Raw genomic sequence first — 26728 nt, 5'->3', positions numbered from 1 at the left:
TATAATAAGGCGGGTCTGGATCTATGAGTCATTATCGCCGTCGCGCCGGCCTTTGCGCCCCTCTTATTTTAGCTGTCACCCTGCGCGTCATCATGGGGGTTGCATTGTCGCAATTTGCCCTTCCAGTGAGCGCGCAAGCACCCGCTCCTTTGCCCCCAATTAGTGATCCCAATAAGTCCCAAAATACCGTTTTAATTCCAGATCGTGGTGAGGTTACTGTTCTCAAGTTAGATGACCAGTTACGCGTTGGTAAACCAATTGAAGATGGCAAGGCGTTGACGTTTACATCGAGCGATTCGATCGAGGGAACTGTTGATCGTGAAATGCGTCTCAAAGGACGAGCTCAAATCCGTCGCAATGGCGCAGTGATAAAAGCGGACGAAATTCAGTACGATCCCGATACCGATGTGGCAGATTTAATTGGTAATACAGAATTTTCAAAAGGGAATGCAACATTCAGGGGGCCCAAGGCGCGTTTCAAAGTAGACGCACGCGAAGGTGAAATGGATGCCCCCAATTATGAGTTGCGCGATAACCGCGCGAGTGGCAATGCAAAAAAATTAACCATCGAAACATCAGATGTTTTTGTATTTGATAAAGCAACTTATACAACCTGCACTCCAGAAAATTTAGATTGGTATTTCACAGCCAGTACGCTTGAGATTGATAACGAGCAAAAAGAAATGGTGGGCACGCATGGAGTGATGCGTTTCTTCGATGTGCCTATCGCTTATGTGCCGTATTTCACGGCGCCAACATCAAACCAAAGGCGTTCTGGAATATTGGCGCCAGTGGCGGGGTATAACTCCAATAACGGTATTGATATTACTCAGCCGTATTACGTCAACATCGCCCCTAATCGAGACTTGTTATTAATACCTCGGGTGATGGCTCAGCGCGGTGTGCAGTTGGGTGCTAAGTATCAATTCTTGGATAAGCAATACGCAGGAACGTTGGGCGGTGATTACCTGCCTTACGATCGTAAAACGGGCACCGATCGCTGGCGCTATGACTGGCAGCAGAGACAAAACTTTAGTGGTGACTTATTAGGTTTGGGTGGCATTCCTATTGCGGGCGCTTGGACGGGCTATGCCAACGTGGCGCGCGTTTCAGATAATTTGTACCCAACGGACTTCTCACAAAGTATTGCTGGCGCAGTAACCAGTCAGTTCCGCCAAGAGGTGGGAACGACCAAGAATTTGACTGGTAGCTTGAGTAATTGGAATGTGTCAGCCAAGGCGGTTACCTTCCAGACCTTGCAGCCGGATCCAACCGCCATCGTTCAGTCTCCATACAACATCCTGCCAAACATTAATGCGAGTTATAGCAATCGCCTTACACCGACGGTTTCAGATGCCACCGGTAAGTACTTAACGCTACCTTCTGGACCGATTACTACTTTCTCTACCGACTACACACGGTTTTCTTATAACGTGAACGGTAACTTGGCAGCGGCCCCAGCCGGCTACCTATATAGCCAGGCTGACCGAACTGTGATTAAGGGTGCAATGGCCTTGCCTCAAGTCACCCCTGGTTACTACATCACCCCTAAGGTGAGCTTTCAGGCGAATAACTATGCTGCTAGTGCATATACGCCAGGCGCCCCTCCAGCCCAGGGGTTTGCTATTCCAACATTTAGCTTGGATTCAGGTTTGGCGTTCGAAAGAGATGCTGCTGAGTTGAAGGGTTTCTTTGGGCGCGATATGTTGTTAACTATGGAGCCTAGGGCGTTCTATGTGTATACGCCTTATCAAAACCAAGCATTGACACCGCTATTCGATACAACCGATGCGGGCTTTGGCGTAACGCAAATTTTTAGTGAGAATACCTTTGTTGGTAATGACCGTATTGCGGATAACAATAAATTGACCGGTGGTCTTACAAGCCGAATGATTGAGGCTAGCACTGGCGCAGAGCGGGCAAACGTCACGATTGCACAACGCCAAGACTTTACTGGCCAGCGCGTAGGCCTAAACGGGAATATTGTGAATCCAACCACTTATTCTGATACCTTAGGCTCGGCATCCGTTCGACTACTTGGTAACTTTAGTGCTGATATGTTCGGGCAGTACAACACCCAATTAAATAAGTTTGTTCAAACTACCGTGGGTGGTAGCTGGCGCCCAACCCCGGGGAGAAGTTTGAACTTTGGTTATCGAAATGTTTGGACGCCTCCAACGCAGGCGCTTGGACCAACCCCAGCTACATTGGCCCAGACCACTACCGATCAATACAACATCTCAGGCCAATGGCCCCTCACCCGTGAAATCTCTGTATTGGGTCGCTGGGGTTACGATGCGCTTACTACTAAAACTTTAAACAGCCTAGTGGCTCTAGAGTGGATGCGGGATTGCTGGACTTTCCGTGGAGCATATTCACAAGTGCTCAATACTTCGCAAATTACTACCACTCAAGTTTTATTCCAAATAGAATTTAGGGGCTTTGGTAGCGCGGGAAGCAATCCAGTTGATATCATGAAGCTTAATGTTCCAGGATATATGCCTACTTCTAAGCCTATACCACCTTCCATATATGAGAACTATCAATGATGCATAGGAATCAATTTAAAAATGTCTTCGTTGCCACGATGCTGGCTGGCGCAGCTTTGCTTGCTCATAGCGCGTTTGCGCAAGATAGCTCAAAGACTACATCGGGTGGGGATAGCAAAATTCGCAACATCGATGGCGTTGCTGCAGTAGTAAATACCGGTTATGTAACGCGCAAAGAAATTGATGATCGAATTGCAGCGCTTCAGAAGCAAGGAACAAAATTGCCTGATGCTGCAACTTTGAGGAAAACAATTCTTGAGCGTTTAATTATTGAAAAAATTCAACTGCAGAATGCGGAACAAGAAGGCATTATTGTTACCAATAAAGAGCTCGACAAAATTATTGCGGATATCGCTGCAAAAAATAAATTAACAGTAGCGGAATTAAAGGTCAAAATCGCCGCCACAGGTAGTAGCTATGATCGCTATCGCCAAATGTTACGAGATGACGTGATTATTAGCCGTTATCGCGAGAGAGAGGTTGAGGGCAAGATTAAGATTTCTGATGCTGAAATTGATAACTTCATTACCGATCGCAATCGTGCGGTGTCTGGAGGAGGTGCAACACGTTCTGCTCCTGCCGCCAAAGGTGCGCCAGAAGAGATTGATGTAGCGCAGATTTTTATTCCTGTCGATGTTTCTAGTGGTGCTGGGGCGCAAGCTGAGGCCAAAAAGAAGGCGGAGTCTTTATTGCGTGAAGCGCGTGGTGATGTCGATTTCTTGCAGCTGGGTGCGATGGCAGCAAAAGATAATCCAAAGATTAAATTCCAAGAGTTGGGTTATCGCACCCCCGATCGTTTGCCTCAATTATTTTATGAAGCGATCAGAAATACTGGCGGCGGTCAGGTTGCTAATGCTGTAGTGAAGAGTCCGGCCGGTTATCACGTTCTTAAAGTGCTTGATCGTCGCGCCTTAGTTGCTGGTGCCCCTGAGGTCCAACAAGCGGCTCCACAAGAGAGCGCACCATCTACCCCGCAAAATATTATGGTGACCCAGACAATGGCTCGCCATATTCTATTGCGTAGCCGTGCTGGCTTAACTGATCAAGATGCGGAAAGACGCTTGGCCGGTTATCGCGATCAGGTTCGCGCTAAGACTGCAGATTTTGGTGAGCTAGCGAAAAAGTATTCTGAGGATGGATCTGCACCTAACGGTGGTAATCTGGGTTGGATGGGTCCTGGAGATCTTGTTCCAGAATTTGACCAGGCCATGAATCGCCTACAAATAGGTGAGGTGAGTAATCCAGTTAAAACAGAATTTGGCTGGCATCTCATTCAAGTTCTGGAGCGACGTGAGGCGCAGTTGACTGTTGAGAAGCAGCGTCAATTTGCCCGTGCGGCAATTCGGGAACGTAAATTTGAGCAGGCTTATCAAGACTGGCTTCGCGAATTACGCGACACCGCTACGGTGAAGATCATTAATGCAGATGATCCAGCATCCAGCTCCCGTTAATTTAGTTGTTAGCTCTGGTGAGCCGGCAGGTATTGGCCCAGAGGTTTCTATCGTGGCAGCGATTGATTTCTTAAAGGAGCAGCCTGCCGCCACCATCACCTTGCTTGGTGATCCTGGTTTATTGCAGCCATCCAATATCCCAAGGGATTTATTGGGTCGCCTCAAGGTTGAGTCAATTGCTCTTTCGGCACCAGTAACGCCTGGCAAGTTGAATCCCGCCAATGGGCAGTACGTTTTAGACATTCTCAATACTGCGACTCAAGCTTGTCTCGAAGGGTGTTTCGATGCAATGGTCACGGCGCCATTACAAAAAAGCGTTATTAATGATGGCCTTGACTCTGGCGAAGGCTTATTTACAGGTCATACCGAACATCTAGCGAAGCTTTGTGGCAAAGAGCATGTGGTGATGATGCTATGCGCTACTTTGCCATCAGGATTTTTGGGGCTGCAGAAAAGTCGAGATCTTAGAGTTGCTCTAGTGACCACCCATTTGCCTTTAAAGGATGTGGCTTCGGCGCTTACCTATCAGCACATTCTGGAAACCATTCAAATTGTCCATCATGACTTGCGTACTAGATTTGGTATTGTTAATCCTGTAATTCGAGTTGCCGGAGTAAATCCGCATGCAGGTGAGTCGGGTTACTTGGGTCGCGAAGAGATTGAGATCATTGCTCCGGCGATTGAGGCTGCCAAAGACGCTGGCATACGCGTATCTGGCCCTTATCCAGGCGACACGATGTTTGATGCAAGCGCCTTAAATACGGTTGATGGGTTTATTGCCATGTACCACGATCAAGGTCTGGCGCCATTCAAATTTGTTAGCTTTGGCGGTGGCGTCAACGTTACCTTAGGTTTGCCCATTATTCGCACTTCAGTGGATCATGGAACTGCCTTGGGCCTCGCAGGTAAAGGTCTTGCCGATTCTGGCAGCATGCTCGAAGCCTTGCGCTTGGCATATCAATTAGTAGTTCATTCAAAGTTAGCAAAGACATGATGCATCGCGCTCGTAAACGATTTGGCCAGAACTTTTTGCAGGACTCTGGAGTGATTTATTCCATTGTTGCCGCCATCAATCCAAATCCAGATATGCATGTTATTGAAATTGGCCCAGGGCTTGGCGCACTTACTAGACCCTTGCTCAGCAATCTGGAGAAGTTGGATTTGTTGGAGATCGATCGCGATTTAGTGGCTTATTGGAATCACGAGAATCTCCCGGGACTCAATGTGATTGAAGGGGATGCGCTCAAGTTTGATTTTCTGGAATGGGCTAACTCTCGACCGGCTAACAGTGGTTTGTGTAAAGTTGTCGGTAATCTGCCTTACAACATTTCTTCGCCACTACTGTTTCATTTGGTCTCTGCCGCGAGTGTGATTGATGAGCAGGTATTTATGTTGCAGGCAGAGGTGGTGGAGCGCATGGTTTCTAAAGCTGGCGGCTCAGAGTTCAGTAGGCTTTCTGTCATGTTGCAAGCTCGATACGACATGGAGCTGGTCTTAGAGGTTCCGCCAGAAGCATTTGATCCGCAGCCTAAAGTGAACTCAGCAGTTGTGCGTATGATTCCAAGGCGGGATTTTGATTTAAATGATGCCCAATGGCACGCGCTGGAGAAGGTTGTGGCGGCAGCGTTTTCTCAGAGAAGAAAGATGTTGCGAACCAATTTATCTGCCTTCGCTGATAGGATCACTCTATCGGAAGCTGAGCTAAAGTGTCGCGCCCAGGATATTTCCGTAGAGCGCTATATTGAGTGGGCTAAAACACTAGCCGCATAGGGTCTGTTACTTGTAGGCTGATGGATCAATCACACGCATTTCTGCTTCAATCCACTTTTCGACTTCTTGATGTAATTGACCACCGGTTTTGCCAGCGGAGGCAATCGCAGGGCCGATTGAGAAAATCACAGTTCCAGGCTGCTTCAGAAAGCTATTCTTAGGCCAGCATCGGCCGGCATTGTGGGCGATGGGGATGACAAGTGCTTCCGTAGCGCTTGCTAGTCGTGCGCCACCTTTGCTGTACGGCTTATGTGAACCAGTAGGTGTTCTGGTGCCCTCTGGAAACAATAAGATCCACTTGCCTTCGCTGAGACGCTTACGTCCTTGTCCCACCACGGAGAGTGCAGCGGTTTCTTTGCTATTGCGATTAATGTGAATCATCTTTAGCAAAGCCAGTGCCCAGCCAAAGAAAGGAATCCAAAGTAACTCCCGCTTAAAAACAAAGCATAGTTGTTTTGGCAGTAAAGCGATATAAGCAATTGTTTCGTAGGCGGACTGGTGTTTGCTCAGCACTACGACCGGCTGATCCAAGACGGCAGTCATATTTTCCATGCCACGAATTTCATAACGAATTCCGCAAAGCGGCTGCAAAATCCAAATGACAACCTTATTCCATAAGCCGATGAAGCGGTAGCGATTCTCAGGATTTAAGAATGGAAATGCCAAGATACAGAGCACTGACCAAATTGGCGTGAAGATCAATAGAAATAGGGCGAAAAGGGTGGAGCGTAAATACATCATTTTTGCTTTAGACCTTATCTTGTAAGAGTGCGTTTGCAAATGCCATTAAGTCCGCATGAATTTGCGTCCCTTCAGGCAGATTACCCTTTTCCAAGGTTTTTCTACCTTTGCCAGTCAATACTAAATGAGGGCTCGCACCAAGAGCAATCCCTGCTTGTAAATCACGTAATGAGTCGCCAACAATAGGTACACCCAACAAAGGAGTGCTGCTATTATTTTTTTTGTAACGTAGGGCGATTTCTTTCATCATCCCTGGCAAGGGCTTGCGGCAGTCGCAGGCATTTTCATCAATGTGCGGGCAAAAGAAAACGCTATCGATATGGCCGCCCAAAGGCTTTAGTAATTTAGCCATTTTGCTATGCATCGCATGTAAGTCGTTGATGCTGAGGTAACCACGGGCTAAACCAGATTGATTGGTGGCAACAGCAATTTGGTAGCCAGCTTGATTGAGCAATGCGATAGCCTCTAGGCTGCCAGGCAGGGGAATCCACTCTTCACTTGATTTGACGTAGTCATCTCGATCTTCATTGATCACGCCATCGCGATCGAGAATAATCAATTTAGAGGAGCTAGTGCTCATGCTAATTTGCCGAGATCGGCAATGAGATTCATTTTCTGGTGAAGTTGTTGCAGGAGGGCTAAGCGGTTATCGCGCAGCTCGGGATTGGGATCCATCACCATGACATCGGCAAAGAATTGATCGATCGGACCACTCAAAGCCACTAGCGCCTTTAAGAGCTCTACGAACTGACGTTGCTCATAGGCTGAAGTCAGGGTTGGCGCAATACTCTCAAGGGCTTTGTGAAGAGCAATTTCCGCTGGAACTTGTAAGAGCGTGCTTGAGCAAGCGGCAGGAATGGCGGTAGCCGTCTTTTTGAGGATATTGCTAATCCGTTTGTTAGCAGCGGCGAGCTGAGCCGCTTCCGCCAAGGCATTGAATTCACGCAAGGCGGTTAGACGATCAATTAAATCATTGAGTTGCGCTGGTGATTGACTTAAAACAGCATCGATCTCTTCAGTGGTAAATGGCTTTCCAGCGACAGATTGATCGCGCAAGTAAGCGCGGAGACGATCAATGATGAAGGCGTAAATGTCCTCGCCCTTGGCTTTTTCTTGAACGTCTTTCTGTGGAAATTGCTTGCGCGCAAGCTCAATCAACTCTGGGAGATTGAGAGCAAGATTTTTCTCTAACAAGAGGCGACAGATGCCTAGGGCATGGCGACGTAGAGCATATGGGTCCTTATCGCCAGTTGGGGCAAGTCCAACACCCCAGATGCCTACGAGTGTATCAAGCTTGTCAGCAATTGCGAGAATAGTCCCGGTTTGGCTTTCAGGTAAAGCATCGCCAGCAAAGCGCGGCATATAGTGTTCGCTACAGGCGGAGGCAACTTCAACATTCTCGCCATCATGCGTTGCGTAATAACGACCCATGATGCCTTGGAGCTCTGGAAACTCGCCAACCATATCGGTTAACAAATCCGTCTTAGCAAGCTCAGCAGCGCGGCTAGCAAGCCTCTCATCAGTACCCAGTGCTTTTGCAATGCCCACTGCAATGGCTTGGACACGCTGAGTGCGATCTAATTGATTGCCTAGTTGGTTGTGATAAACCACTTTACCGAGATCCGCAACACGAGATGCTAATGGACGTTTTTGATCTTGCTGGAAGAAGAAGCGAGCATCTGAAAGGCGTGGGCGTACAACGCGCTCGTTGCCGGAAATAATGGCTTCAGGCTTATCAGTTTCGATATTCGACACAATCAAGAAGCGATTGCGTAACTTTCCGTTCTTGTCAGTCAACGCAAAGTATTTTTGGTTGGTCTGCATAGTTAAGATCAAACATTCTTGAGGCACTTCCAAAAACTCTTGATCAAAATGACATTCGTAAATTGCAGGCCACTCGACTAGGGCGGTAACTTCATCTAGCAAGCTATCGGGCATCAGAACCAAGTCGCCACCTGCGGCTTTGAGCAAGGCGGATTCTATATATTCACGGCGCTTATTAAAGCTAGGCAACACCCTTGCTTTAGCGGTAAGGTCGGATTCGTACTGATCTGCAGAGGCTATCGTGATTACGCCTGGAGCAAGAAAGCGATGCCCTTCTGTTAGCTTATCCGCATCAATTCCAAGCGCGCTTAAGGCGAGTGTGTTTTTGCCGTGCATGGCAATGATGCGGTGTGCGGGACGCGCAAACTCAACATCAGCCAACTCACCATTTTTTTGTAGCACTTGGTAGTGCATCATTTTGGCGATCGGTAGCTTGCTTAGTGTTTGCTCAAGCGCTTGCTGAGCAGTTTTTTCTAGCGCTGCGCCTTTGGCAATCACATTGAGATAGAGCGCTTCGTTTTTGCCTTCACCTGATTTTTCAAGTGTAGAAATATCGATATCAGCGTAGCCTAATGCACCAAGCTTCTTTTGTAGCGGGGCAGTGGGTTTTCCTTCGGCATCAAAAGCAATGCTCGTTGGCAATAACTTTTCACGCACTGGGAAATCAGGGGCTTGACTTAAAACATGGCTAATCTGAACGGCCAAGCGGCGCGGGGTCGCGAAGCTTGTAGCTATAGAGTGTTCACTCAAGAGTCCCGCGGTTTTTAGTGCGGCAAAAATACCACTGCTAAATGCATCGCCTAAGCGGCGCAGCGACTTTGGTGGAAGCTCTTCAGTAAATACTTCAATCAATACAGAGTCTGATTGAGAGAGAGGGTTCGATGTACTCATATTTAGATTGCGCTACTTATACTTTGGCTTGGCGTTGGCACATAGGGAATCCCAGCTTTTCTCGAGACTCAAAATAAGCTTGTGCTACGGCGCGAGAAAGATTGCGAATACGGCCAATATAGGCTGCACGCTCAGTGACAGAGATGGCGCCACGGGCGTCCAATAGATTAAAAGTGTGCCCGGCTTTGAGAACCATTTCATAAGCGGGTAGAGCCAATGGCACTTCCATCAAGCGCTTCGCTTCACTCTCGTAGTTAGTGAAATTCGCAAAAAGGAGGTCGGTATTAGAGTGTTCGAAGTTATAGCAAGATTGCTCCACTTCGTTTTGATGGTACACATCACCATAAGAGATGCCATCCGCCCAAACCAAGTCATATACATTGGAGCAGTTTTGGATGTACATCGCCAAACGTTCAATACCGTATGTGATTTCACCGAGCACTGGCTTGCAATCAAGGCCGCCAACTTGTTGGAAGTAGGTGAACTGAGTCACTTCCATGCCGTTAAGCCAAACTTCCCAGCCCAGACCCCAGGCGCCCAAAGTTGGGTTTTCCCAGTCATCCTCAACAAAACGCACATCATTTTTTTGAAGATCTAGACCTAAGGCGGCAAGAGATCCCAGGTAGAGCTCGAGAATATTTTCTGGAGCTGGTTTGAGCACAACTTGATATTGATAGTAGTGCTGTAAGCGGTTTGGGTTTTCTCCGTAGCGACCATCTTTCGGTCTGCGCGAAGGTTGAACGTAGGCCGCCTTCCATGGCTCAGGGCCGATGGCCCTCAAGAAAGTGGCTGTGTGAGAAGTACCGGCACCGACCTCAAGGTCAATAGGTTGCAATAGGGCGCAACCTTGTTGGTCCCAGTAATCTTGGAGTTTGAGAATGATTTGCTGAAAAGTAAGCATGATTAACCTGGCTAAGCCTTTGATTTTACATGGCTAAGCTGGTGAACTATGAAATAACTGCTAAATCCGTCTTTGTCGAATTGCGCCTAGGACTAGCAGGAGGCAAGAAAGCCCCAAAATGGGGGCATTCCCCCACATGACATAAGGGGTTAGTCCAGAATAAGCCTGTACTTTGAACTCTAGAACACCTTGGGTGAATTTTGGCAGCTCAGCGAGAACTTGGCCGTTTGGCCCTAATACTGCTGTGATGCCGGTGTTGGTTGCCCGCACTGACGGTAGTCCGGTTTCTAGTGAGCGCAATTGTGAAAGCCTGAGCTGTTGTCCTGGCGCTTGAGAATCCCCAAACCACGCAAGATTAGTCATATTGATGAGTAAGTTGACTGGTTTGCTGCTTCCACGAATTCGCGTGGCTAGTTCGCCGCCAAATACGTCTTCGTAACAGATGGTGATAGCGGCATTAATGGTTTCTTGTTGGGCGCGCTGAATGCCAAAAGGAGCTTGGTCTGGCTTGCCGCGGGCAAAGTCACTCATGGGGACATTGAAGGCGTTTACAAACCAATGAAAACCAGGGGGGATAAATTCGCCAAACGGTACAAGGTGTGATTTGTCGTATTGATAACTTGGCATATTGGGGGAGATACCAAGCGCACGGTTGGTGTACTGCGAATCTTGGGATTGGGAAGTCTCACCAATGAGTCCAATCAATACATTGCTGAAGGAGTGGTTTGAGAAATCTTGCAATGATTGAATCAATCCCGAAGGAAGATTATTTTGAGGCCATGGATATGCAGTCTCTGGCGTAATGATGAGGTCGGCAGCCTGTTTTTTGATTGCAGCCGTATAAAAAATAAATTGCTCTTGAATCGCTTGAGGATTGAATTTAAGGCTTTGTTCAAAATTGCCTTGAATCAGTCGAATACTCAGCGGCTCTCCTGTGGGTTTGGTGAACGCCCAAATACCTACTAATTGCGAAAGCACAATCGCAGAGATGATGCATATGCCGCTAAAGCGAGCTTGTTTTTTCAATTGAAGGATTTCCCAAGAAATCCATATAACGAGAAAAGTGCAAACAAGGCCACCAAAGATGGGTGTGGCAGGGGCAAACGGGCCGTTGACTTGTGCCTCGGCAAAGCCCATCCACGGAAATCCAGTAAAAATGGTGCCCCGGATATATTCCACAATAACCCAGCTAGAGGCCAGCACTAGGCCCCTCAGGCGTGATGCTGTTTTGAGGTAGAGGGGTAAGCAAGCGCAGGCAAAAAATAATCCCATCCCAGTGGCCAGTAATAAAACTGCTGCCGCGGAGATGATGGCATGCATTCCCCCAACATCATGAAGGCTGATATATATCCACCAGAGGCCAATAACAAAATAGCCTAAGCCGAATGACAGGCCAGAAATCAGACTGCCTTTAATTGAATGAATGTGATTTTTTTGTAGTTGCCACCAAACTAAGCTGAGGATAGGGATTTGAATCCATCCGCCAAAGGGGAGTTCAGCGGCCCCGGCGAGTAGCGCGCCAAGCAGGGCGATGATGAGCAGTCTAGAGCCTCTGAAGGGGCTTACCGTTTGCCGATCACTCAAGTCAACGCTCAATCAGGTTTTTTGGGAAGTTGCCGAGCAAGTAGGATGTGAATTTGTCGTGGGTCAGCACGTTGCACTTCAAATTCAATCCCATCGATCTCAATGCGCTCACCAATTTTAGGTACTCGGCCCAAATGCTGAATCACTAAGCCGGCAACCGTTTCAATGTTTTCAACGTCGAATTGAGTGCCAATTACTTCATTAAATTGCTCGAGTTCGGTAATACCCTTGACTCGAATATCGCCGTTATCTAGAGAGATCAGGTTATCTGCCTCTTCATCGATATCGTGCTCATCTTCAATATCACCCACGATTTGTTCAAGCACATCTTCAATCGTAATGATTCCAGCAACACCGCTATATTCATCCACCACAATCGCCAGATGATTGCGATTATCTTTAAAGTCTCGCAACAACACACTCAGGCGTTTTGATTCAGGAATAAATACTGCAGGACGCAACCAATCACGTACCTGAAAATCTTTTTCTGTCGAGTGGCGCAATAAATCTTTTGCCAGTAATGTGCCAATCACATTGTCGCGGCTACCTTCAAATACCGGGAAGCGTGAGTGGGCTGCAGTGATAACGCTTTTGATGATATCTGGCAGCGGGAGATTGATGTCGATCCAATCGATTTGGGCTCTAGGTACCAGGATGTCGCGGGCGGATAGCCGACCCACCTGAAAAACTCCCTCAATCATGGAGAGCGCATCTGCATCAATTAAACCTTCAGTCTGCGCTTCCCTCAGGGTGTCAATCAGTTCTTGGCGTCGTTCGGCCGGACTGGTCGGTTGAGGCGTTAAAAAATCAGCTAGGCGCTCTAAAAGGGATTTATTGGGGTCAGGCATATGGCAAGAATATCGCAGAAATAAGTAACTTCAATGAAGTGCGGCCTCAAGAGGCTTTAAATGGGGATATATGGGTTAGTAAAGCCCAAAGACTGGAGGAGCGCAATTTCTCGGGCTTCCATTTTTTTGGCTTCTTTCTCCAACTCATGATCGAGTCCTTGCGCATGCAGGCATCCATGAATCACTAAATGGGCTAAATGGGCCTTCGCTGCTTTGCCTTGCTCGCGAGCCTCTTTTGTAATGACTGGCAAGCAGAAAATAATATCGGCCATTACCGTTTCTTTAGTCAACCCATAAGGGAAGGTTAGTACATTAGTGGCCTTATCTTTATTCCGAAAAGCCGCATTCAATTTTTTGCCTTCTGCTTGATTCACAAAGCGCAAAGTAATTAAGCCCTTATGGGGAGTTGCTGCTTTCACCCATTTTTTGATGAGGTTTGCTGAAGCAATGGTGCTGAGCGTATTTTCAATCGCCGCACTAGCAAGCTGAATCTCAATTTCTAATTTTGGTGAAATCTTGGCTGGCATCTTAATGGGCATGGGTATTTACCAACTCGCCTCTGAGAGTGTAGTTGAGTACTTCGGTAATGTGAATATCGACCATTTGTCCGATAAGAGTTTCGATATCTTCATCGGGCGCGGTGAAATGAATGACACGGTTATTGGCGGCACGCCCCTGCAGGTTAACGCCATCTTTAGCTAGACCTTCAATAAGTACCCGCTCGGTATTACCAAGCATTTTTTGACTAATGCGATTTGCTTGAGACTCTACAAGCGCAAGCAATGTCTGCAGTCGCTTTAGCTTTACCTCATAAGGGGTGTCATCGCTTAAGTTAGCTGCTGGTGTTCCAGGGCGAGCGCTAAAGATGAAGCAAAAGCTGTTATCAAAATTGAGCTCTTCAACCATTTTTAATAGCTTTGCAAAATCTTCATCAGTCTCGCCAGGGAAGCCCACAATAAAGTCGCTAGAGAGGGTGAGGTCCGGTCGAACAGCGCGCATCTTACGAATAATGCTTTTATATTCGAGGGCCGTATAACCACGCTTCATAGCTGATAGTACTGAATCAGAAGCATGTTGGACTGGTAGGTGAAGATGGCTTACTAGCTTAGGAACTTTTGCATACACATCAATTAAGCGCTGGGTAAATTCTTTAGGATGGCTAGTAGTGAAACGAATTCTTTCCACCCCCGGAATTTCTGCGATGTACTCAATCAGTAATGCAAAGTCAGCAATTTCTTCTGTGCCACCCATCTTGCCAAGATAGGCGTTTACGTTTTGTCCTAGTAAAACAATTTCTTTTACACCTTGCGCCGCAAGGCCGGCAACCTCAGTCAGCACATCATCAAATGGACGTGAGACTTCTTCCCCGCGGGTGTAGGGAACGACACAGTAGCTGCAATATTTGGAGCAACCTTCCATGATGGAGACATAAGCCGACCCACGAGTTTGTCGAGAAGAAGGAAGGTGATCAAATTTTTCAATTTCGGGGAAAGAAATATCTATTTGCGATCTTCCAGTCTCACGTCTTTGGGTGATGAGGTCAGAGAGGCGATGCAAGGTTTGCGGGCCAAAGACAACATCTACATAGGGCGCGCGACTAATGATTTGTTGACCCTCTTGGCTGGCAACGCATCCACCTACGCCAATTAATAAATTGGGCTTGGTTTTCTTCAGTTCGCGCAAACGACCAAGATCGGAAAACACTTTGTCTTCTGCTTTTTCCCGAATAGAGCAGGTATTCAATAGAACAACATCCGCATCTTCCGGAGAGTCTGTGAGTTCCATGCCCTCGTCGGCATGTAGGAGGTCGGCCATCTTGCCCGAGTCGTACTCGTTCATTTGACAGCCGAAGGTTTTGATATAGAGCTTTTTCATATGCCGTTCTCAGGTTTATAGCTGGGGGCGAAGCTCAGATTTTACCGTTTTACAACAGTCTATAGGCCAGAATCGCTACGAATGTTGGGGGAAGGGCGGCAATCAGGAGATAGAGTGCTGATACGGCACCATTCGGAAAGTGTGGGCGCAAAATGGCAATGCCGGCTGGATTGGGTGCATTGGCGATCACAGTGAGCCCTCCGCCGGCGACTGCTCCGCTTACCAAGGCTAGCTTGAATTCAGGAGAGGTGCCGGTCACTAGTGAGCCCAGATACGTCAGTGCCGCATTGTCGGTTAATGCTGTAAGGGCGAGACTTCCATAAAAAACAGCGGTAGGACTCATCATTTCAAGGACCGGCTGCAACCACCATCCTTGCTGAGCCCCCAAAACAACTAGTCCGCCCAAGAAGAAGCCCACCAATAAGGCTTCTTTCAAAATCAGGGGGCTTTGATATTTTGGGTATGCAATGGTGTAGCCAATAAAAAATAGGAGCAGCCACATGAAGATAACGGGGTCATGCGCGAATACCACTACACCAAGCAAAAATAATAGATGCACACAAATCACAGCCATTGGCATCTTTGCCTCTTTCTTTGAAGTGCTTGGTTCAATGAGTTGGCGATGAAAGAGGAGGGTCGCTCCGAGTGCGTTAATCACAATAGCGATGCAAGACTCGATGCCGAAATTCTTGAACATGAAGGCTGAGCTCCAATCCCAGGTGCTCGCAACCATCAACACGGGTGGTGCCGCAAAATTGGTTAGCGTGCCACCAATTGAGATGTTGACGAACAGTACACCCAGCGTTCCAAATAGCAAGGCTTTAGAGCATTGATGCCGGTAGACTAAATCGCGCAACAAAAATGCGGCCAAAGTCATGGCTGCGGGCTCGGTAATGAGTGAGCCCATCAGCGGCGTAATGGCTAGAGTTAAAAAATAGAGTACCGGTGCGCTTCGAGTTCTGAGAAGTAATCGAGTGCCTAAGCCTAAGGTCTGTAAGAGCTGTTCAGCGAAATATAGGATGGGTTTGCTACCCGCGACAATCATGATGGCAAAAACAAATAATGGCTCTGTGAAATTGCGCGTATTTAAAAAAGTCTTAGCGGTTTCTAAGTTTTCATTGAGGCCGATAAAAATCACGAGAATGGCGGCCCAAAATCCAAAGACAATTTCCACTTCGCCGAGTAGGTGCCATAGTCCGGCGTGCTTAGGTGATTTTTTTGCAAGCGTTTCGAAATATGAAGTGCAAAAGGTGTGTAGCACTGCAATGGCAAAAATAATGCTTGCACCAAGTTCTGTAGGCGTAAAGTTCATGGGGACATAGTATCAGGCGCGCTGTCGCCGTAATAACCCCAAGATTTACTATATAAAAAGTATTGATAATTTAGGAGGTTTCAATGGAATTGAAGTTGGGTTATCAAGAGTTGATTGCGCAAGCCATGGCTGAAATTGAGACTCTGCCTTTGGGGCAAGCTAAACAGTATTTAGAGGACGACAACACGGCGTTTGTGGATATTCGGGATGTGCGGGAGCTCGAGCGAGAGGGCGTAATTCCGGGAGCCTTTCATGCACCCCGTGGAATGCTGGAGTTCTGGGTAGATCCAGCTAGTCCGTACTACAAGCCTATATTTGGAGAGGGCAAACGTCTAGTGTTGTATTGCGCTTCTGCCTGGCGCTCAGCCTTGGCGACTCAAGCCCTGCAGAAAATGGGTGTGCCAAAAGTTTGCCATCTAGAGGGAGGATTTAACGCCTGGAAGAAAGCGGAATTTCCGGTTGCAGAGAAGACTTCAAAGGCTCATTCTGCATAAAGTCTGCACCTCAGGTCTGAAGAAAATAAAAACCCGATCTGCATAAAAGCAAATCGGGTTTTTTTACTGCGCACTAAAGCTAAATCAAGGCACCAAGGGTGCTAACAATGATTAGTTTGGAGCTTGATTCTTTTGATTATTTTTTCCAGCGTTGTAGCCTGAGTTGTATTCAGAAGCTTGCTCTTTTTTATACGCATCATATGCATAACCAGTGGCTGCACCAACTGCTGCGCCGCCTACTGCGCCCCAGATTGGGTTACCGTGGAAAATGGCTGTGCCGATTGCGCCAGCAGCAGCACCAATGCCAGCACCAGACATAGTACGTTGCTCTGTGTTGCTCATATTTGAGCATGCTGTGATTGCTAAAGTTGCGGCGGTAATAGCGATAATTTTTTTCATATCAACTGTTCCTTAAGTCTATATAGGTTGAATTGGCTAAGCGTCTTTTGGATTATTTTCTGGCGCAAGGAAAGCGTGCGGCCAAAAAGCCCAAGAAAACACCTGCGGCAGGCTTGTCCAAAACCTGTTGGTTGCTTTGTCCAAATTTCACAAACTCACCAATGACTTCATCGCGTGATGGAGCTGGTTGTTTTACACAGATGTATGGCTTGGCGCGTTGTGGATGACGTGTAGTCAAATAAGTGTCGTAAGCAGCAGTCGTGTAACCAATGCAGAAGCTGCGTGATTCTGGACTTGCTGGCAGCTTACAAACATTTACGAGTTCTTGAGTGCTCAATACTTGTATTTTTTCTTGAGCCTGAGCAAGGCCAGAAAACGCGCCTAGAACAGCTAAAACAGCGAAGATTTTTTTCATGGGTTCTCCCTTGGGTGTATGTAATTTTCATAATAAACCATATTAAGGGTATTGAATTGCACTAAATGAGTGCAAATTTGCCCAAAATCGGTCGCGATATTCCCCATAATGATGCAAAAAACATGAGGGGGTTACTTCAATGGAAACTTTGAAATCAGGCAGTGATGTTCTGTTTATCTTGCTCGGAGCCATTATGGTTTTGGCAATGCACGCAGGCTTTGCATTTCTCGAGCTGGGTACGGTTCGCAAAAAGAATCAAGTCAATGCGCTTGTCAAAATTTTGGTTGATTTTGCGGTTTCTACGATCGCCTATTTCTTTATTGGTTACAGCATTGCTTATGGCGTGAATTTTTTCTCTGGCGCAGAGTTATTAGCTGAGAAAAATGGCTATGAGTTAGTAAAGTTCTTTTTCTTGCTCACTTTTGCCGCTGCTATTCCTGCGATTATTTCCGGTGGAATTGCGGAGCGCGCTAAGTTCAACCCCCAATTAATCGCCACTTTTGTTTTGGTTGGCTTTGTTTACCCCTTCTTCGAGGGCATTGCTTGGAATCAGCATTACGGCATCCAGGCCTGGATCAAGGCATTTACTGGCGAAGAGTTTCATGACTTTGCTGGATCAGTTGTCGTGCATGCAGTGGGTGGTTGGATTGCATTGCCCGCAGTCATTCTGCTAGGGGCGCGTCGTGGCCGTTATACCAAGGATGGAAATATCGCAGCGCATCCTCCTTCAAGCATTCCTTTCCTGGCGCTAGGCGCCTGGATTTTGGCGGTAGGTTGGTTTGGTTTTAATGTGATGAGCGCTCAGACCATTGATAAGGTAAGTGGTTTGGTGGCGATGAATTCTCTGATGGCCATGGTGGGTGGCACCTTGGCTGCTTGGGTGATTGGTCGTAATGATCCTGGCTTCACCTATAACGGGCCCTTAGCTGGTTTGGTTGCGGTTTGTGCTGGCTCTGATTTGATGCATCCACTCGGCGCCTTGGTTGTCGGTCTCATTGCTGGCGCACTTTTTGTCTATATGTTTACCTTGGTGCAAAACCGCTGGAAGATTGACGATGTATTAGGGGTTTGGCCTTTGCATGGTCTGTGCGGATTATGGGGCGGCTTAGCTGCGGGAATTTTTGGCGCTAAGGCACTGGGCGGTATCGGTGGCATTTCTTTCATGGGGCAGTTGATCGGAAGTGCTTTAGGCGTTGGAATTGCCCTCACAGGTGGATTTGTGGTGTACGGACTTTTGAAGACCGTCTTGGGCATTCGCATGTCGCATGAAGAGGAATACGATGGTGCTGACTTAAGCATTCATCGCATCTCGTCTACTCCAGATCGCGAACCAAACTGGTAGGACTTCCCAAAATATAGCCATTACCTATAATGAGTCATGGCTATATTTGAACTAGATGGAAGCGCCCCACAATTAGCAGATGGGGCTTGGGTTGCCGAGAGCGCTGAAGTGATTGGCAGAGTTGAGCTACATCAAAATGCCAGCATCTGGCCTAAGGTGGTTATCCGTGGCGATAACGATCTCATTCAAATTGGAGAAGGTAGCAATGTTCAGGATGCATCTATTTTGCATACTGATCCTGGCTACCCGCTGGTTCTCGGTAAAGGTGTCACGGTTGGTCACCAAGTCATGCTACATGGTTGCAATATTGGCGACGGAAGCTTGATTGGTATCGGTGCAGTGATACTGAATGGCGCCAAGATTGGCAAGAATTGTTTAGTGGGCGCAGGTGCATTGGTTACCGAAGGTAAAGAGTTTCCAGATGGCTCAATGATCTTGGGCTCCCCAGCTAAGGTGGTAAAAACTTTAACTCCAGAGCAGATGGCGGGTATCGAAGAAATTGCAGGGCGCTATGTTAAAAACGCGCAACGCTATCAAAAGACGCTCAAGAAAATTGCGTAAAGAGCACTTCTAAATTGTTCTACGTATTTAATGTCGTATTGCCAGTATTCGCTCTTATTCTGATTGGCTATATTTGTGGCAGAACAGGCAAGCTAGGTGAGAGTGCATCCATCGAGTTAAATCGATTTGTTGTTTGGCTCGCATTACCAGCGCAGCTATTTAATTTTGCATCTAGCAGCAGTTGGCAAACACTTTGGCAACTGGGATTCATCACAGCATTCTTTACAAGTGGCCTCGTCGCATTTGTGTTGGTGTTTGGTATGAGCTGGTCTCGCGGTCGAGACGTAGCGGCCGCTAGTTTTTCTGGTTTAAGTGCCTCCTACTCCAACACGGGTTATATGGGCATTCCCTTGTGTGTATTAGCACTAGGTCAAGATGGCTTGGCTCCCGCCATCATCTCCACTTTTATTGTTTTTGTATTGTTCGCTTTAGCGACAGTGCTAATAGAAGTTGGCATTCTGTCGCATAAAAAGCCCCACGAAATTGTTTGGAGCGTTATTAAATCGCTTTGCTCTAATCCTTTATTGATTGCCCCAGTTGCCGGACTCCTTTGGTCATCCACCAATTTAGTTTTGTACGATCCATTGGCGCAGGTGATTGCTTTTTTAGCTGCTGCCGCTACCCCATGCGCGCTAGTATCAATCGGCCTGTTCTTGATGCGAAAAGAAAATTCTGCTTCTAGGCAGGTGTGGGTCATTAGCTTTGCCAAGTTGATTATTCAGCCTGCAGTGGCTTGGTTTATTGCGGGCCCACTCTTGGGTTTGCCTACGCTATGGGTTAGTGCCGCAGTCATTCTGGCGGCCTTACCAACTGGGACTGGCCCATTTATGCTGGCCCAGTATTACAACGCTGATGGGCGCATTATTTCTCGAACAGTCTTGATTACAACGCTTGGATCTTTATTAACTCTATCTCTATTTCTTTGGTGGAATAGCGGGGTTTGATCCTTCGGCATCAATTTGATTTTCCCAGGACGCATCAATAAAAGCCGGTAGCTGCATGCATTCATTGAAGATGGACATCAGTGTTGGATAGGCTTGCATATCTAAGTTGGCGCTCAAGGCATTGAAAATTTGCGGAATTAAGCAGGCCTCAAATAAACCTGGCCGATCTCCATAGCTAAAGCGACGCACTCTGGAGTCGCTACTTAATTGTTTTTCTAGGCTGCTTAGCCCTAGCCTCATCCAATGTCGGCTCCATGCATCCTTATCTTCTGCGCCGACTCCTAAGGTTTTTATGAGATAGCGCAACACCCTTAAATTTCCAATGGGATGAATGTCAACCGCGATGTCCATCGCTAGAGAGCGAATCCATGCCCTATCTATTGGGCTGTGGGGGAGTAGCGGGGGATTAGCTTGAATTTCTTCAAGATATTCCATGATGGCAAGCGACTGATGAATCGTATGTGCGCCATCGGCATACAAAGGGACTAAGTTATTTGGATTTTGCTTGCTGTACTCAAGGGAGTTTTGTTCACCACCGTTTTTGAGTAGGTGCACCGGAATCACTTCGTAATTAAGACCTTTTAGATTAAGTGCGATCCTGACCCGAAAGGCTGCCGAGCTGCGCCAAAAGCTATAAAGCTGAGTTTTCATAAGAGATTCCTGGAGACGATTGCCCTCAGTATATTGGGGGCTTCATTGATCGCGCACCCACGGTGATTTAGACTAGGTCCTATGGATCACATTAATTTTTGGATTGGCATGATTGCAACCGTGGCATTTGCCGTCACGGGTGTACTCGCTATTGCTGATCGCGGTGTCGATATTTTTGGTGTTCTGGTTTTAGGGGTGATTACGGCAATTGGCGGGGGAACCTTGCGCGACATCATTTTGGATGTGCCTGCGTTTTGGTCGATTTCACAAATCTACGTTTGGGTTGCTCTGGGCGCTTGTGTAATTACCTTTATCGCTGAATCCTTTTTTACCCAGCCACAAATTTATCGTTGGATGTTGTATATCGATGGTCTCGGTGCAGCCCTGTTTGGCATTCAGGGGGCTGACAAGGCTTGGAATCTCGATTTTGGTTTGCCTGTTGCGCCAGTCATTCTTGGGGTGGTGACGGCCATTGGCGGCGGCTTGTTGCGCGATATTCTGGCTGGCAGAAAAACATTATTAATGTCACATGAGCTATATGCGATTCCCGTCACTTTGGGATGCTGTCTCTATATTGTGATTCTGAACTTCCTTCCGCAATACACGCTAGAGGGTTCAGTGGTATGCATGCTCGCCATTTTTGGTTTACGCGCAGCCGCCATTTACTGGGACCTGCGCGTACCCAAATTATTGATTACTAAAACGCGCTAACTGCTCCATCGCTGCGAGGATCCCATCCGCCTTGCAAAGTGCCAGAAGGATCACGAATAATGCAGCCGGCATGTCCAACGGTTTCATCCCAGGCATCGAGCATTTCAATTTCGTGGCCTAAAGCGTGGAGCTCTTTGGCAACCCATGGACTAAAGCGTGACTCCAGTTTTAAGCTATCGCTAGTTTGTCCCCAGGTTCGACCTAGTAACCAGCGCGGACGACTAATGGCATCCTGTGGATCTAGTCCATAGATCGCTGTACGAGTGAAGACTGCGCACTGAGTTTGCGGTTGTCCATCTCCACCCATCGTGCCATAGACCATGGAGCGTCCATCCTTGAATAAAGCCATTGCAGGATTTAAGGTGTGGAATGGTTTGCGATAAGGCTCGAGGTGATTGAGGGTCTTGGGGTCAAGAGAAAAACTGCAACCCCGGTTTTGCCAATTCACGCCCGACTTAGGTAGAACAATTCCGGCGCCAAATTCGTGATAAATACTTTGAATGAATGAAACGCAATTGCCATTGCCATCAATCACGCCCATCCAAATCGTATCAGCAGGGCCTTTGCCTTGCCCCCAGGGAAGGGCTTTTTCTGGATCAATATTCTTTGCCAGTTTTTTCAAGAAGGCTGGCGACAGAAATGACTGCGCATGCTTAGTCATATAGGCGGGATCGGTGATGTATTGATCTCGGACTTTGAAGGCCTGCTTTGTTGCTTCAACACAATGATGTACGTATTGAGTGCTATCTACTTTGAAACGTTTTAAATTAAGCTGATCCAGGATGCCCAGAATCATGAGGGATACAACACCTTGTGTTGGTGGCGTCATGTTGTAGACGCTGCCAATCTTGTGCTTTAGCTCGAGTGGATCAATCAGCTTGGCTTGATGACGATGGAGATCATCCAGTCTCAGGGGGCTACCAATATCCGTGAGTTCTTTGGCTAGCAGATCGGCTAAGTCGCCACGGTAGTAGTCTTCAGTTCCCTTTTTAGAAATTTGCCGCAGGGTCTTGGCGAGTCGTTCTTGTTTAAAGATGCTGCCTGTCGCTGGCGCTTGTCCGTTGACTAAGAATGTTTCCGCAAATCCAGGGATATCAATTAAGTCGGCACGTTTTTTAGCGGTAAGACTGGATTGACTGTGGGTGACGGGTACGCCTGCTTCGGCATATTCAATGGCGTCTGCCAATAAGCGTGAAAGTGGAATTTTTCCACCAAGACCTTGTTTGGAGAGTTTGTGCGCCGCCCCCCAGCCTGAAATCGTTCCGGCTACGGTATTTGCTGCTACTGCACCACGAAATGGAATCGCTTTGGTGATGCCACGCTCCGCATACCACTGTTTTGTCGCTAAACCAGCAGCTGCACCGCAAGCATCAATGCCGCCCATCGCCTTTCCTGGCGAGCGAATTACCCAGAAAGAGTCGCCACCAATGGAGTTCATATGTGGGTAAACCACCGCGATAGTTGCGGCTGCGGCAATCATGGCTTCAAGCGCATTGCCGCCTTCCCTGAGAACCGCCAATGCTGACTCGGATGCTAAAGAGTGGGGTGCAACTGCCATCCCCCGAATACCCCATTTTTGCTGCATATTGATTTCTCCGTTGAAACACTTTATTCATAAAGCGTTTTTATTTTTTATTCTGAGCCTCTATTAAAAGCGAATTCTCTCCAGAGTAACGCATAACCATGCACTTAATTTGGGCGTGATGCTGACAAAGACAATCGCCTGCTTTTATTTCCTAATTGTTGTTTTGAGGTTGCTCCAGGGCTAATTTTTCGGGAAAACCCCGAGCCAATTTGATGGGGAATTACCCTAAGTAGTGGATTTCTTTGATTTTTTTCAAAGCATAATCGACCCGTTGTTTTTTATTTCAATAAAAATAGTTAGGAGCTACTGATGTCAACATCAACTAAAGCAGCCCCAATGACCGCTGAAGAACGCAAAGTTATTTTTGCCTCATCTTTGGGTACGGTTTTTGAGTGGTACGACTTTTATCTGTACGGTTCACTTGCCGCAATCATTGCTAAGCAATTCTTCTCAGGCTTAGATGCGGGCTCAGCCTTCATTTTTGCTTTGCTAGCGTTTGCTGCCGGTTTTATCGTTCGCCCATTTGGCGCTTTGGTATTTGGTCGCTTAGGCGATTTGATTGGTCGTAAATACACCTTCTTGGTGACGATCTTGTTGATGGGTGGTGCTACCTTTATCGTGGGTATTCTGCCTAACTACGCAACAATCGGTGTTGCCGCTCCAGTAATCTTGATCGCATTGCGTATGCTTCAAGGCTTAGCTTTGGGTGGTGAGTACGGTGGTGCGGCTACCTACGTAGCAGAGCATGCTCCTCACGGCCGTCGTGGCGCATACACAGCTTGGATTCAGACAACAGCTACTCTTGGCTTGTTCCTCTCCTTGCTCGTGATTTTGTTCACACGTGAATTCACTGGCGCAGACTTTGATGTCTGGGGCTGGCGCGTTCCTTTCATCGTTTCTATTGCTTTGTTGGCGATTTCTGTTTGGATCCGTTTGTCTATGAACGAATCCCCAGCGTTCAAGAAGATGAAAGAAGAAGGCAAATTGTCTAAAGCACCTTTGACAGAGTCATTCGGTCAATGGAAGAACTTGAAGATTGTTATCTTGGCATTGTTTGGTCTGGTTGCAGGTCAAGCAGTGGTTTGGTATACAGGCCAGTTCTATGCTTTGTTCTACCTCACACAAGTGTTGAAGGTAGACGCTAAGACAGCGAACTTGTTGATTGCTGCTTCATTGGTAATCGGCACACCATTCTTCGTAGTATTTGGTAGTTTGTCAGACAAGATTGGCCGTAAGGTCATCATCATGGGTGGCTTGTTATTGGCTGTAATCACTTACATCCCAAATACACCAGTGTCAGTATTTAATGCCTTGACTCACTACGCTAACCCAGCGTTGGAAAAGGCGATGACAACTGCGCCAGCAACTATTACTGCTGATGTGAATGAATGTACATTCCAATTCAACCCAACTGGTACAGCGAAATTCACTAGTTCTTGCGATATCGCAAAACAGGTGATGGCTTCTAACTCTGCTAGCTATAGCACTGTTGCGGCACCTGCAGGCTCCACAGCGGTTGTGAAGATTGGCGATATCGAAATCCCTGGCTACTCAGCAAAAGGCCTGGCGCCAGCTGATGCTAAGGAAAAAGATGCTGAGTTCAAGAAAGCAATTCGCGAGGCATTAAACAAAGAAGGTTACCCAGCAAAAGCAAACCCAGCTGACATCAACTATGTTGCTGTATTGCTCTTATTGGTTTACTTGGTGATTTTGGTAACCATGGTTTATGGCCCAATCGCAGCGATGTTGGTTGAGATGTTCCCAACCCGCATTCGTTACACATCCATGTCCTTGCCATACCATATTGGTAACGGTTGGTTCGGTGGCTTGTTGCCAACGATCTCCTTTGCCTTGGTTGCGCAAAACGGTAACATTTACTACGGTCTCTGGTACCCAATCATCATCGCTGCGATGACATTGGTAATCGGTGTACTGTTTGTACGTGAAACAAAAGACGTAGATATCTACGCAAAAGACTAAGTCACTCTAGTCTGCATCAAATCAAAACCTGACCACTAGTGGTCGGGTTTTTTTATTACCTCAATTAGTACCTCAGTTAATCCCAAAGATTCTTTTGATTGCCGCGATTCAATAGTGCTTGATTTTGATCTGCTATAGAAGTGATTCTTTGTCCTGGAGTGATTGCAATCTGTGCGCCAGGGGTAATCAAACCAGTACGATTAACGCGCAAATACCATCCGCTAAATCCAGATTGCAACATGGCTTTGGCAGCTCCCTTGTATCCCATCTTGGCGTTGAACTTAAAGCAGGGCTCGCGTAACTTGGTGACAGTGAACTCGAGATCGCCTATGGTTAGCACATCACCAACAAAGACTTCAGCTTCAAGTAAACCTTCAATGGTGAAGTTTTCACCAAAAGCCCCTATAGGAAGGTTTATTGACTTTTTTGTTTCTCGAGTGAGAAGTTCGCTCCAAAAAGTGTAATGCTCGATTGGGTAAACATAAATCGCTTTCTCCATTCCACCATGAACGGATGGATCGGCTTGTTCATCGCCTGTCACGCCTAGTCGAGTAATTTCTACTGGAAGTGGGTGGGCTAAATCACTAATAGATTGTTTGTTGATGGCAGAAGCCACTCGTTGGTAATTTGGGTGATGCGAGCCAAAAAGGGCTGCTACTTTACCGGTTGATATTGATAGTAGACGCATGGACTCGGATGACTGATAAGATGAATTGATCAAACTTAGAAAGTAAATGATGCATCTGTATAGGATAGTGGCAGCAATTTTTCTTTGTGCGCTTGCTAGTCAGGCCACCTTTGCAAAGTGGGATGAGGAGCGCGATGTTACGACCAATGGTAAGGATGAATTGGTTTATTACTACAAGACCAACGATCAGGGTCAGAAGCTGGTTTTGGATAAGTACATTAAGCGCCTGATCTTTATTCAACCAGATCGTCTTTATAAGCGCACTATTAGGCTCATTAAAGTAGATGGACAGCCAATTGAGGTGATGAGCGACCCCTTTTCTCACTACCCTGAGCAAACCGCGATTATTTTTGAGAACAAGGATGAAGTCCTGAAAAAGCTCTTTTTGGCGAAGAAAATCGAGGTTTTTGTGCGCTATAACCGCGATGAGGCTGTGAACACCTTCCAAATTAAGTAAAGGCTCCGCCCTTGCTGAAGCCCCCCATCCCCTTTGATTTAGACAGAACACTTCTGATCATTTACAATAACGAGTTCGGCGAATTAGCTCAGCTGGTTAGAGCGACGGAATCATAATCCGCAGGTCCGGGGTTCAAATCCCTGATTCGCCACCAAATCTAAAGGCCATTGCCCACCGGCAGTGGCCTTTTTCTTAGGTATGAGCATGGCTAAATTTTGGAACTTTGTCTTTTTCCAGCTGGGTTGGTTTGCCTGCGTCATGGGTGCGGCGAATCAGCAGGTGTTTTGGCCCGTCATTGGCACTTTGCTCTATATTGCTTTTTATATCTGGCGCTCTTCCCGTCGTATTTCCGACTTAAGGCTCATTATCATCTCAGTTATATATGGAGTGAGTGCTGACACACTTATTGCTAATTTGGGATTTCTGAGTTTTCAGGGTGCCTGGCCAAGCGCTTATCTTTCTCCATTTTGGATGTGGGCGCTTTGGGCATTGGTCGCTAGCACCATGAATAGTTCTTTAGCTTGGTTGCGAGATAGGCCGGTTTTGGGTGCTGTGCTTGGGGCGATTGCTGGCCCTATGTCTTATGAGGCTGGGATCAGGATGGGTGCAGGGGCTTGGGGAGTGAATGGACAGGTCGGAGGTCTTATTTTGCTTGGACTGGCTTGGGGCGCAGCCATTCCCCTGTTCTTTTATTGGGATCGACTTCTTGCAGGATCAAGCCTATCCAAAAATCAGCCATAAACCCTTAAAAAGTT

General features: G+C 47.2%; 26 protein-coding genes and 1 tRNA gene. 13 read left to right on the top strand and 14 right to left on the bottom strand.

Features of this window, described 5'->3' with window-relative positions; translation table 11 throughout:
- Nucleotides 1–23 precede the first annotated feature (23 nt).
- The 4 genes from FD960_RS09355 to rsmA are packed head-to-tail and all read left to right on the top strand — an operon-like array spanning nt 24 to nt 5770.
- Nucleotides 24–2549, top strand: a complete 2526-nt coding sequence (locus tag FD960_RS09355) for an LPS-assembly protein LptD (RefSeq protein WP_215298909.1) — start codon at nt 24–26, stop codon at nt 2547–2549.
- The gene (locus tag FD960_RS09350; protein ID WP_215298907.1) at nt 2546–4000 is read left to right on the top strand and encodes a peptidylprolyl isomerase; all 1455 of its coding nucleotides are present in this window, start codon (nt 2546–2548) and stop codon (nt 3998–4000) included. The genes FD960_RS09355 and FD960_RS09350 overlap by 4 nt, the downstream gene beginning before the upstream one ends.
- Nucleotides 3975–4994, top strand: coding sequence for a 4-hydroxythreonine-4-phosphate dehydrogenase PdxA (gene pdxA, locus FD960_RS09345; protein WP_215300670.1), 1020 nt, complete (start codon nt 3975–3977; stop codon nt 4992–4994). The genes FD960_RS09350 and pdxA overlap by 26 nt, the downstream gene beginning before the upstream one ends.
- Complete coding sequence (gene rsmA / locus FD960_RS09340; RefSeq protein ID WP_215298906.1) at nt 4994–5770, top strand: 16S rRNA (adenine(1518)-N(6)/adenine(1519)-N(6))-dimethyltransferase RsmA; 777 nt, start codon at nt 4994–4996, stop codon at nt 5768–5770. The genes pdxA and rsmA overlap by 1 nt, the downstream gene beginning before the upstream one ends.
- 6 nt (nt 5771–5776) lie before the next feature.
- Here rsmA and FD960_RS09335 read toward each other — a convergent pair whose 3' ends face one another.
- From FD960_RS09335 to FD960_RS09295, 9 genes are read right to left on the bottom strand one after another with little or no spacing between them, the layout of a single operon-like run.
- The gene (locus FD960_RS09335; protein WP_215298904.1) at nt 5777–6511 is read right to left on the bottom strand and encodes a 1-acyl-sn-glycerol-3-phosphate acyltransferase; all 735 of its coding nucleotides are present in this window, start codon (nt 6509–6511) and stop codon (nt 5777–5779) included.
- A gap of 7 nt (nt 6512–6518) precedes the next feature.
- Nucleotides 6519–7091, bottom strand: a complete 573-nt coding sequence (gene gmhB / locus FD960_RS09330; protein WP_215298902.1) for a D-glycero-beta-D-manno-heptose 1,7-bisphosphate 7-phosphatase — start codon at nt 7089–7091, stop codon at nt 6519–6521.
- Nucleotides 7088–9226, bottom strand: a complete 2139-nt coding sequence (gene glyS, locus FD960_RS09325) for a glycine--tRNA ligase subunit beta (protein ID WP_215298900.1) — start codon at nt 9224–9226, stop codon at nt 7088–7090. Before glyS ends, gmhB begins: the two co-directional genes overlap by 4 nt.
- A 16-nt stretch (nt 9227–9242) precedes the next feature.
- Nucleotides 9243–10127 carry a glycine--tRNA ligase subunit alpha gene (gene glyQ / locus FD960_RS09320; protein WP_215298898.1) on the bottom strand — a complete coding sequence of 295 codons (885 nt, stop codon included), beginning with the start codon at nt 10125–10127 and terminating at the stop codon, nt 9243–9245.
- 60 nt (nt 10128–10187) lie between these two features.
- Complete coding sequence (gene lnt, locus FD960_RS09315; RefSeq protein ID WP_251369785.1) at nt 10188–11711, bottom strand: apolipoprotein N-acyltransferase; 1524 nt, start codon at nt 11709–11711, stop codon at nt 10188–10190.
- 8 nt (nt 11712–11719) lie between these two features.
- Entirely contained in the window at nt 11720–12559 is an 840-nt protein-coding gene (locus FD960_RS09310) for an HlyC/CorC family transporter (protein WP_215298896.1), read from the bottom strand.
- A 56-nt stretch (nt 12560–12615) separates the two neighbouring features.
- Nucleotides 12616–13098 (bottom strand): rRNA maturation RNase YbeY, encoded by a 483-nt coding sequence (gene ybeY, locus FD960_RS09305; RefSeq protein ID WP_251369784.1) that lies wholly within the window; start codon nt 13096–13098, stop codon nt 12616–12618.
- Complete coding sequence (gene miaB, locus FD960_RS09300; protein WP_215298889.1) at nt 13088–14434, bottom strand: tRNA (N6-isopentenyl adenosine(37)-C2)-methylthiotransferase MiaB; 1347 nt, start codon at nt 14432–14434, stop codon at nt 13088–13090. The genes ybeY and miaB overlap by 11 nt, the downstream gene beginning before the upstream one ends.
- Before the next feature lie 49 nt (nt 14435–14483).
- The gene (locus FD960_RS09295) at nt 14484–15746 is read right to left on the bottom strand and encodes a putative Na+/H+ antiporter (RefSeq protein WP_215298887.1); all 1263 of its coding nucleotides are present in this window, start codon (nt 15744–15746) and stop codon (nt 14484–14486) included.
- Between the two features lie 83 nt (nt 15747–15829).
- Between FD960_RS09295 and FD960_RS09290 the strand changes: the two genes are divergently transcribed.
- Nucleotides 15830–16240, top strand: a complete 411-nt coding sequence (locus FD960_RS09290; protein WP_215298885.1) for a rhodanese-like domain-containing protein — start codon at nt 15830–15832, stop codon at nt 16238–16240.
- 111 nt (nt 16241–16351) lie between these two features.
- Here the strand turns inward: FD960_RS09290 and FD960_RS09285 are convergent, their stop codons facing one another.
- Both FD960_RS09285 and FD960_RS09280 read right to left on the bottom strand, forming a co-directional pair.
- Entirely contained in the window at nt 16352–16639 is a 288-nt protein-coding gene (locus tag FD960_RS09285; RefSeq protein ID WP_215298883.1) for a glycine zipper domain-containing protein, read from the bottom strand.
- A gap of 52 nt (nt 16640–16691) precedes the next feature.
- Complete coding sequence (locus FD960_RS09280; RefSeq protein ID WP_215298882.1) at nt 16692–17054, bottom strand: Rap1a/Tai family immunity protein; 363 nt, start codon at nt 17052–17054, stop codon at nt 16692–16694.
- Nucleotides 17055–17193: 139 nt separating this feature from the next.
- Between FD960_RS09280 and FD960_RS09275 the strand changes: the two genes are divergently transcribed.
- The 3 genes from FD960_RS09275 to FD960_RS09265 are packed head-to-tail and all read left to right on the top strand — an operon-like array spanning nt 17194 to nt 19901.
- Nucleotides 17194–18396, top strand: a complete 1203-nt coding sequence (locus tag FD960_RS09275; protein ID WP_215298880.1) for an ammonium transporter — start codon at nt 17194–17196, stop codon at nt 18394–18396.
- Between the two features lie 36 nt (nt 18397–18432).
- Nucleotides 18433–18957, top strand: coding sequence for a gamma carbonic anhydrase family protein (locus FD960_RS09270; protein WP_215298878.1), 525 nt, complete (start codon nt 18433–18435; stop codon nt 18955–18957).
- 14 nt (nt 18958–18971) lie between these two features.
- The gene (locus tag FD960_RS09265) at nt 18972–19901 is read left to right on the top strand and encodes an AEC family transporter (RefSeq protein WP_215298877.1); all 930 of its coding nucleotides are present in this window, start codon (nt 18972–18974) and stop codon (nt 19899–19901) included.
- Here FD960_RS09265 and maiA read toward each other — a convergent pair.
- Nucleotides 19872–20552, bottom strand: a complete 681-nt coding sequence (gene maiA, locus FD960_RS09260; RefSeq protein WP_215298875.1) for a maleylacetoacetate isomerase — start codon at nt 20550–20552, stop codon at nt 19872–19874. The genes FD960_RS09265 and maiA overlap by 30 nt on opposite strands.
- A gap of 81 nt (nt 20553–20633) precedes the next feature.
- Here maiA and FD960_RS09255 point away from each other — a divergent pair, with 81 nt between their 5' ends.
- Complete coding sequence (locus FD960_RS09255; protein WP_215298873.1) at nt 20634–21263, top strand: trimeric intracellular cation channel family protein; 630 nt, start codon at nt 20634–20636, stop codon at nt 21261–21263.
- Here FD960_RS09255 and ggt read toward each other — a convergent pair.
- Complete coding sequence (ggt, locus tag FD960_RS09250) at nt 21250–22848, bottom strand: gamma-glutamyltransferase (protein WP_215298871.1); 1599 nt, start codon at nt 22846–22848, stop codon at nt 21250–21252. The genes FD960_RS09255 and ggt overlap by 14 nt on opposite strands.
- A gap of 309 nt (nt 22849–23157) precedes the next feature.
- Here ggt and FD960_RS09245 point away from each other — a divergent pair, with 309 nt between their 5' ends.
- Nucleotides 23158–24828, top strand: a complete 1671-nt coding sequence (locus tag FD960_RS09245; RefSeq protein ID WP_215298870.1) for an MFS transporter — start codon at nt 23158–23160, stop codon at nt 24826–24828.
- Between the two features lie 76 nt (nt 24829–24904).
- On the opposite strand, the gene FD960_RS09240 is transcribed toward FD960_RS09245, so the two are convergent.
- Nucleotides 24905–25516, bottom strand: coding sequence for an MOSC domain-containing protein (locus tag FD960_RS09240; protein ID WP_215298868.1), 612 nt, complete (start codon nt 25514–25516; stop codon nt 24905–24907).
- A gap of 67 nt (nt 25517–25583) precedes the next feature.
- On the opposite strand from FD960_RS09240, the gene FD960_RS09235 reads away from it, so the two are divergent.
- The 3 genes from FD960_RS09235 to FD960_RS09225 all read left to right on the top strand — a co-directional run bounded on the left by FD960_RS09235 (nt 25584) and on the right by FD960_RS09225 (nt 26714).
- On the top strand, nt 25584–25973 hold the full coding sequence (locus tag FD960_RS09235; protein ID WP_215298866.1) for a hypothetical protein: 390 nt from the start codon (nt 25584–25586) through the stop codon (nt 25971–25973).
- Nucleotides 25974–26050: 77 nt separating this feature from the next.
- Nucleotides 26051–26127 (top strand) — tRNA-Met (locus tag FD960_RS09230).
- Nucleotides 26128–26177: 50 nt separating this feature from the next.
- A complete protein-coding gene (locus FD960_RS09225; RefSeq protein ID WP_215298864.1) occupies nt 26178–26714 on the top strand; it encodes a DUF2878 domain-containing protein in 537 nt (178 codons plus the stop codon).
- The last annotated feature ends 14 nt before the right edge of the window (nt 26715–26728 follow it).

Source organism: Polynucleobacter sp. AP-Nino-20-G2 (genome assembly GCF_018688235.1).
In the GTDB taxonomy this organism is placed as follows: domain Bacteria; phylum Pseudomonadota; class Gammaproteobacteria; order Burkholderiales; family Burkholderiaceae; genus Polynucleobacter.
The sequence above is the reverse complement of the archived record's forward strand: the minus strand, read 5'-3'. Positions and strand labels throughout refer to the sequence as shown.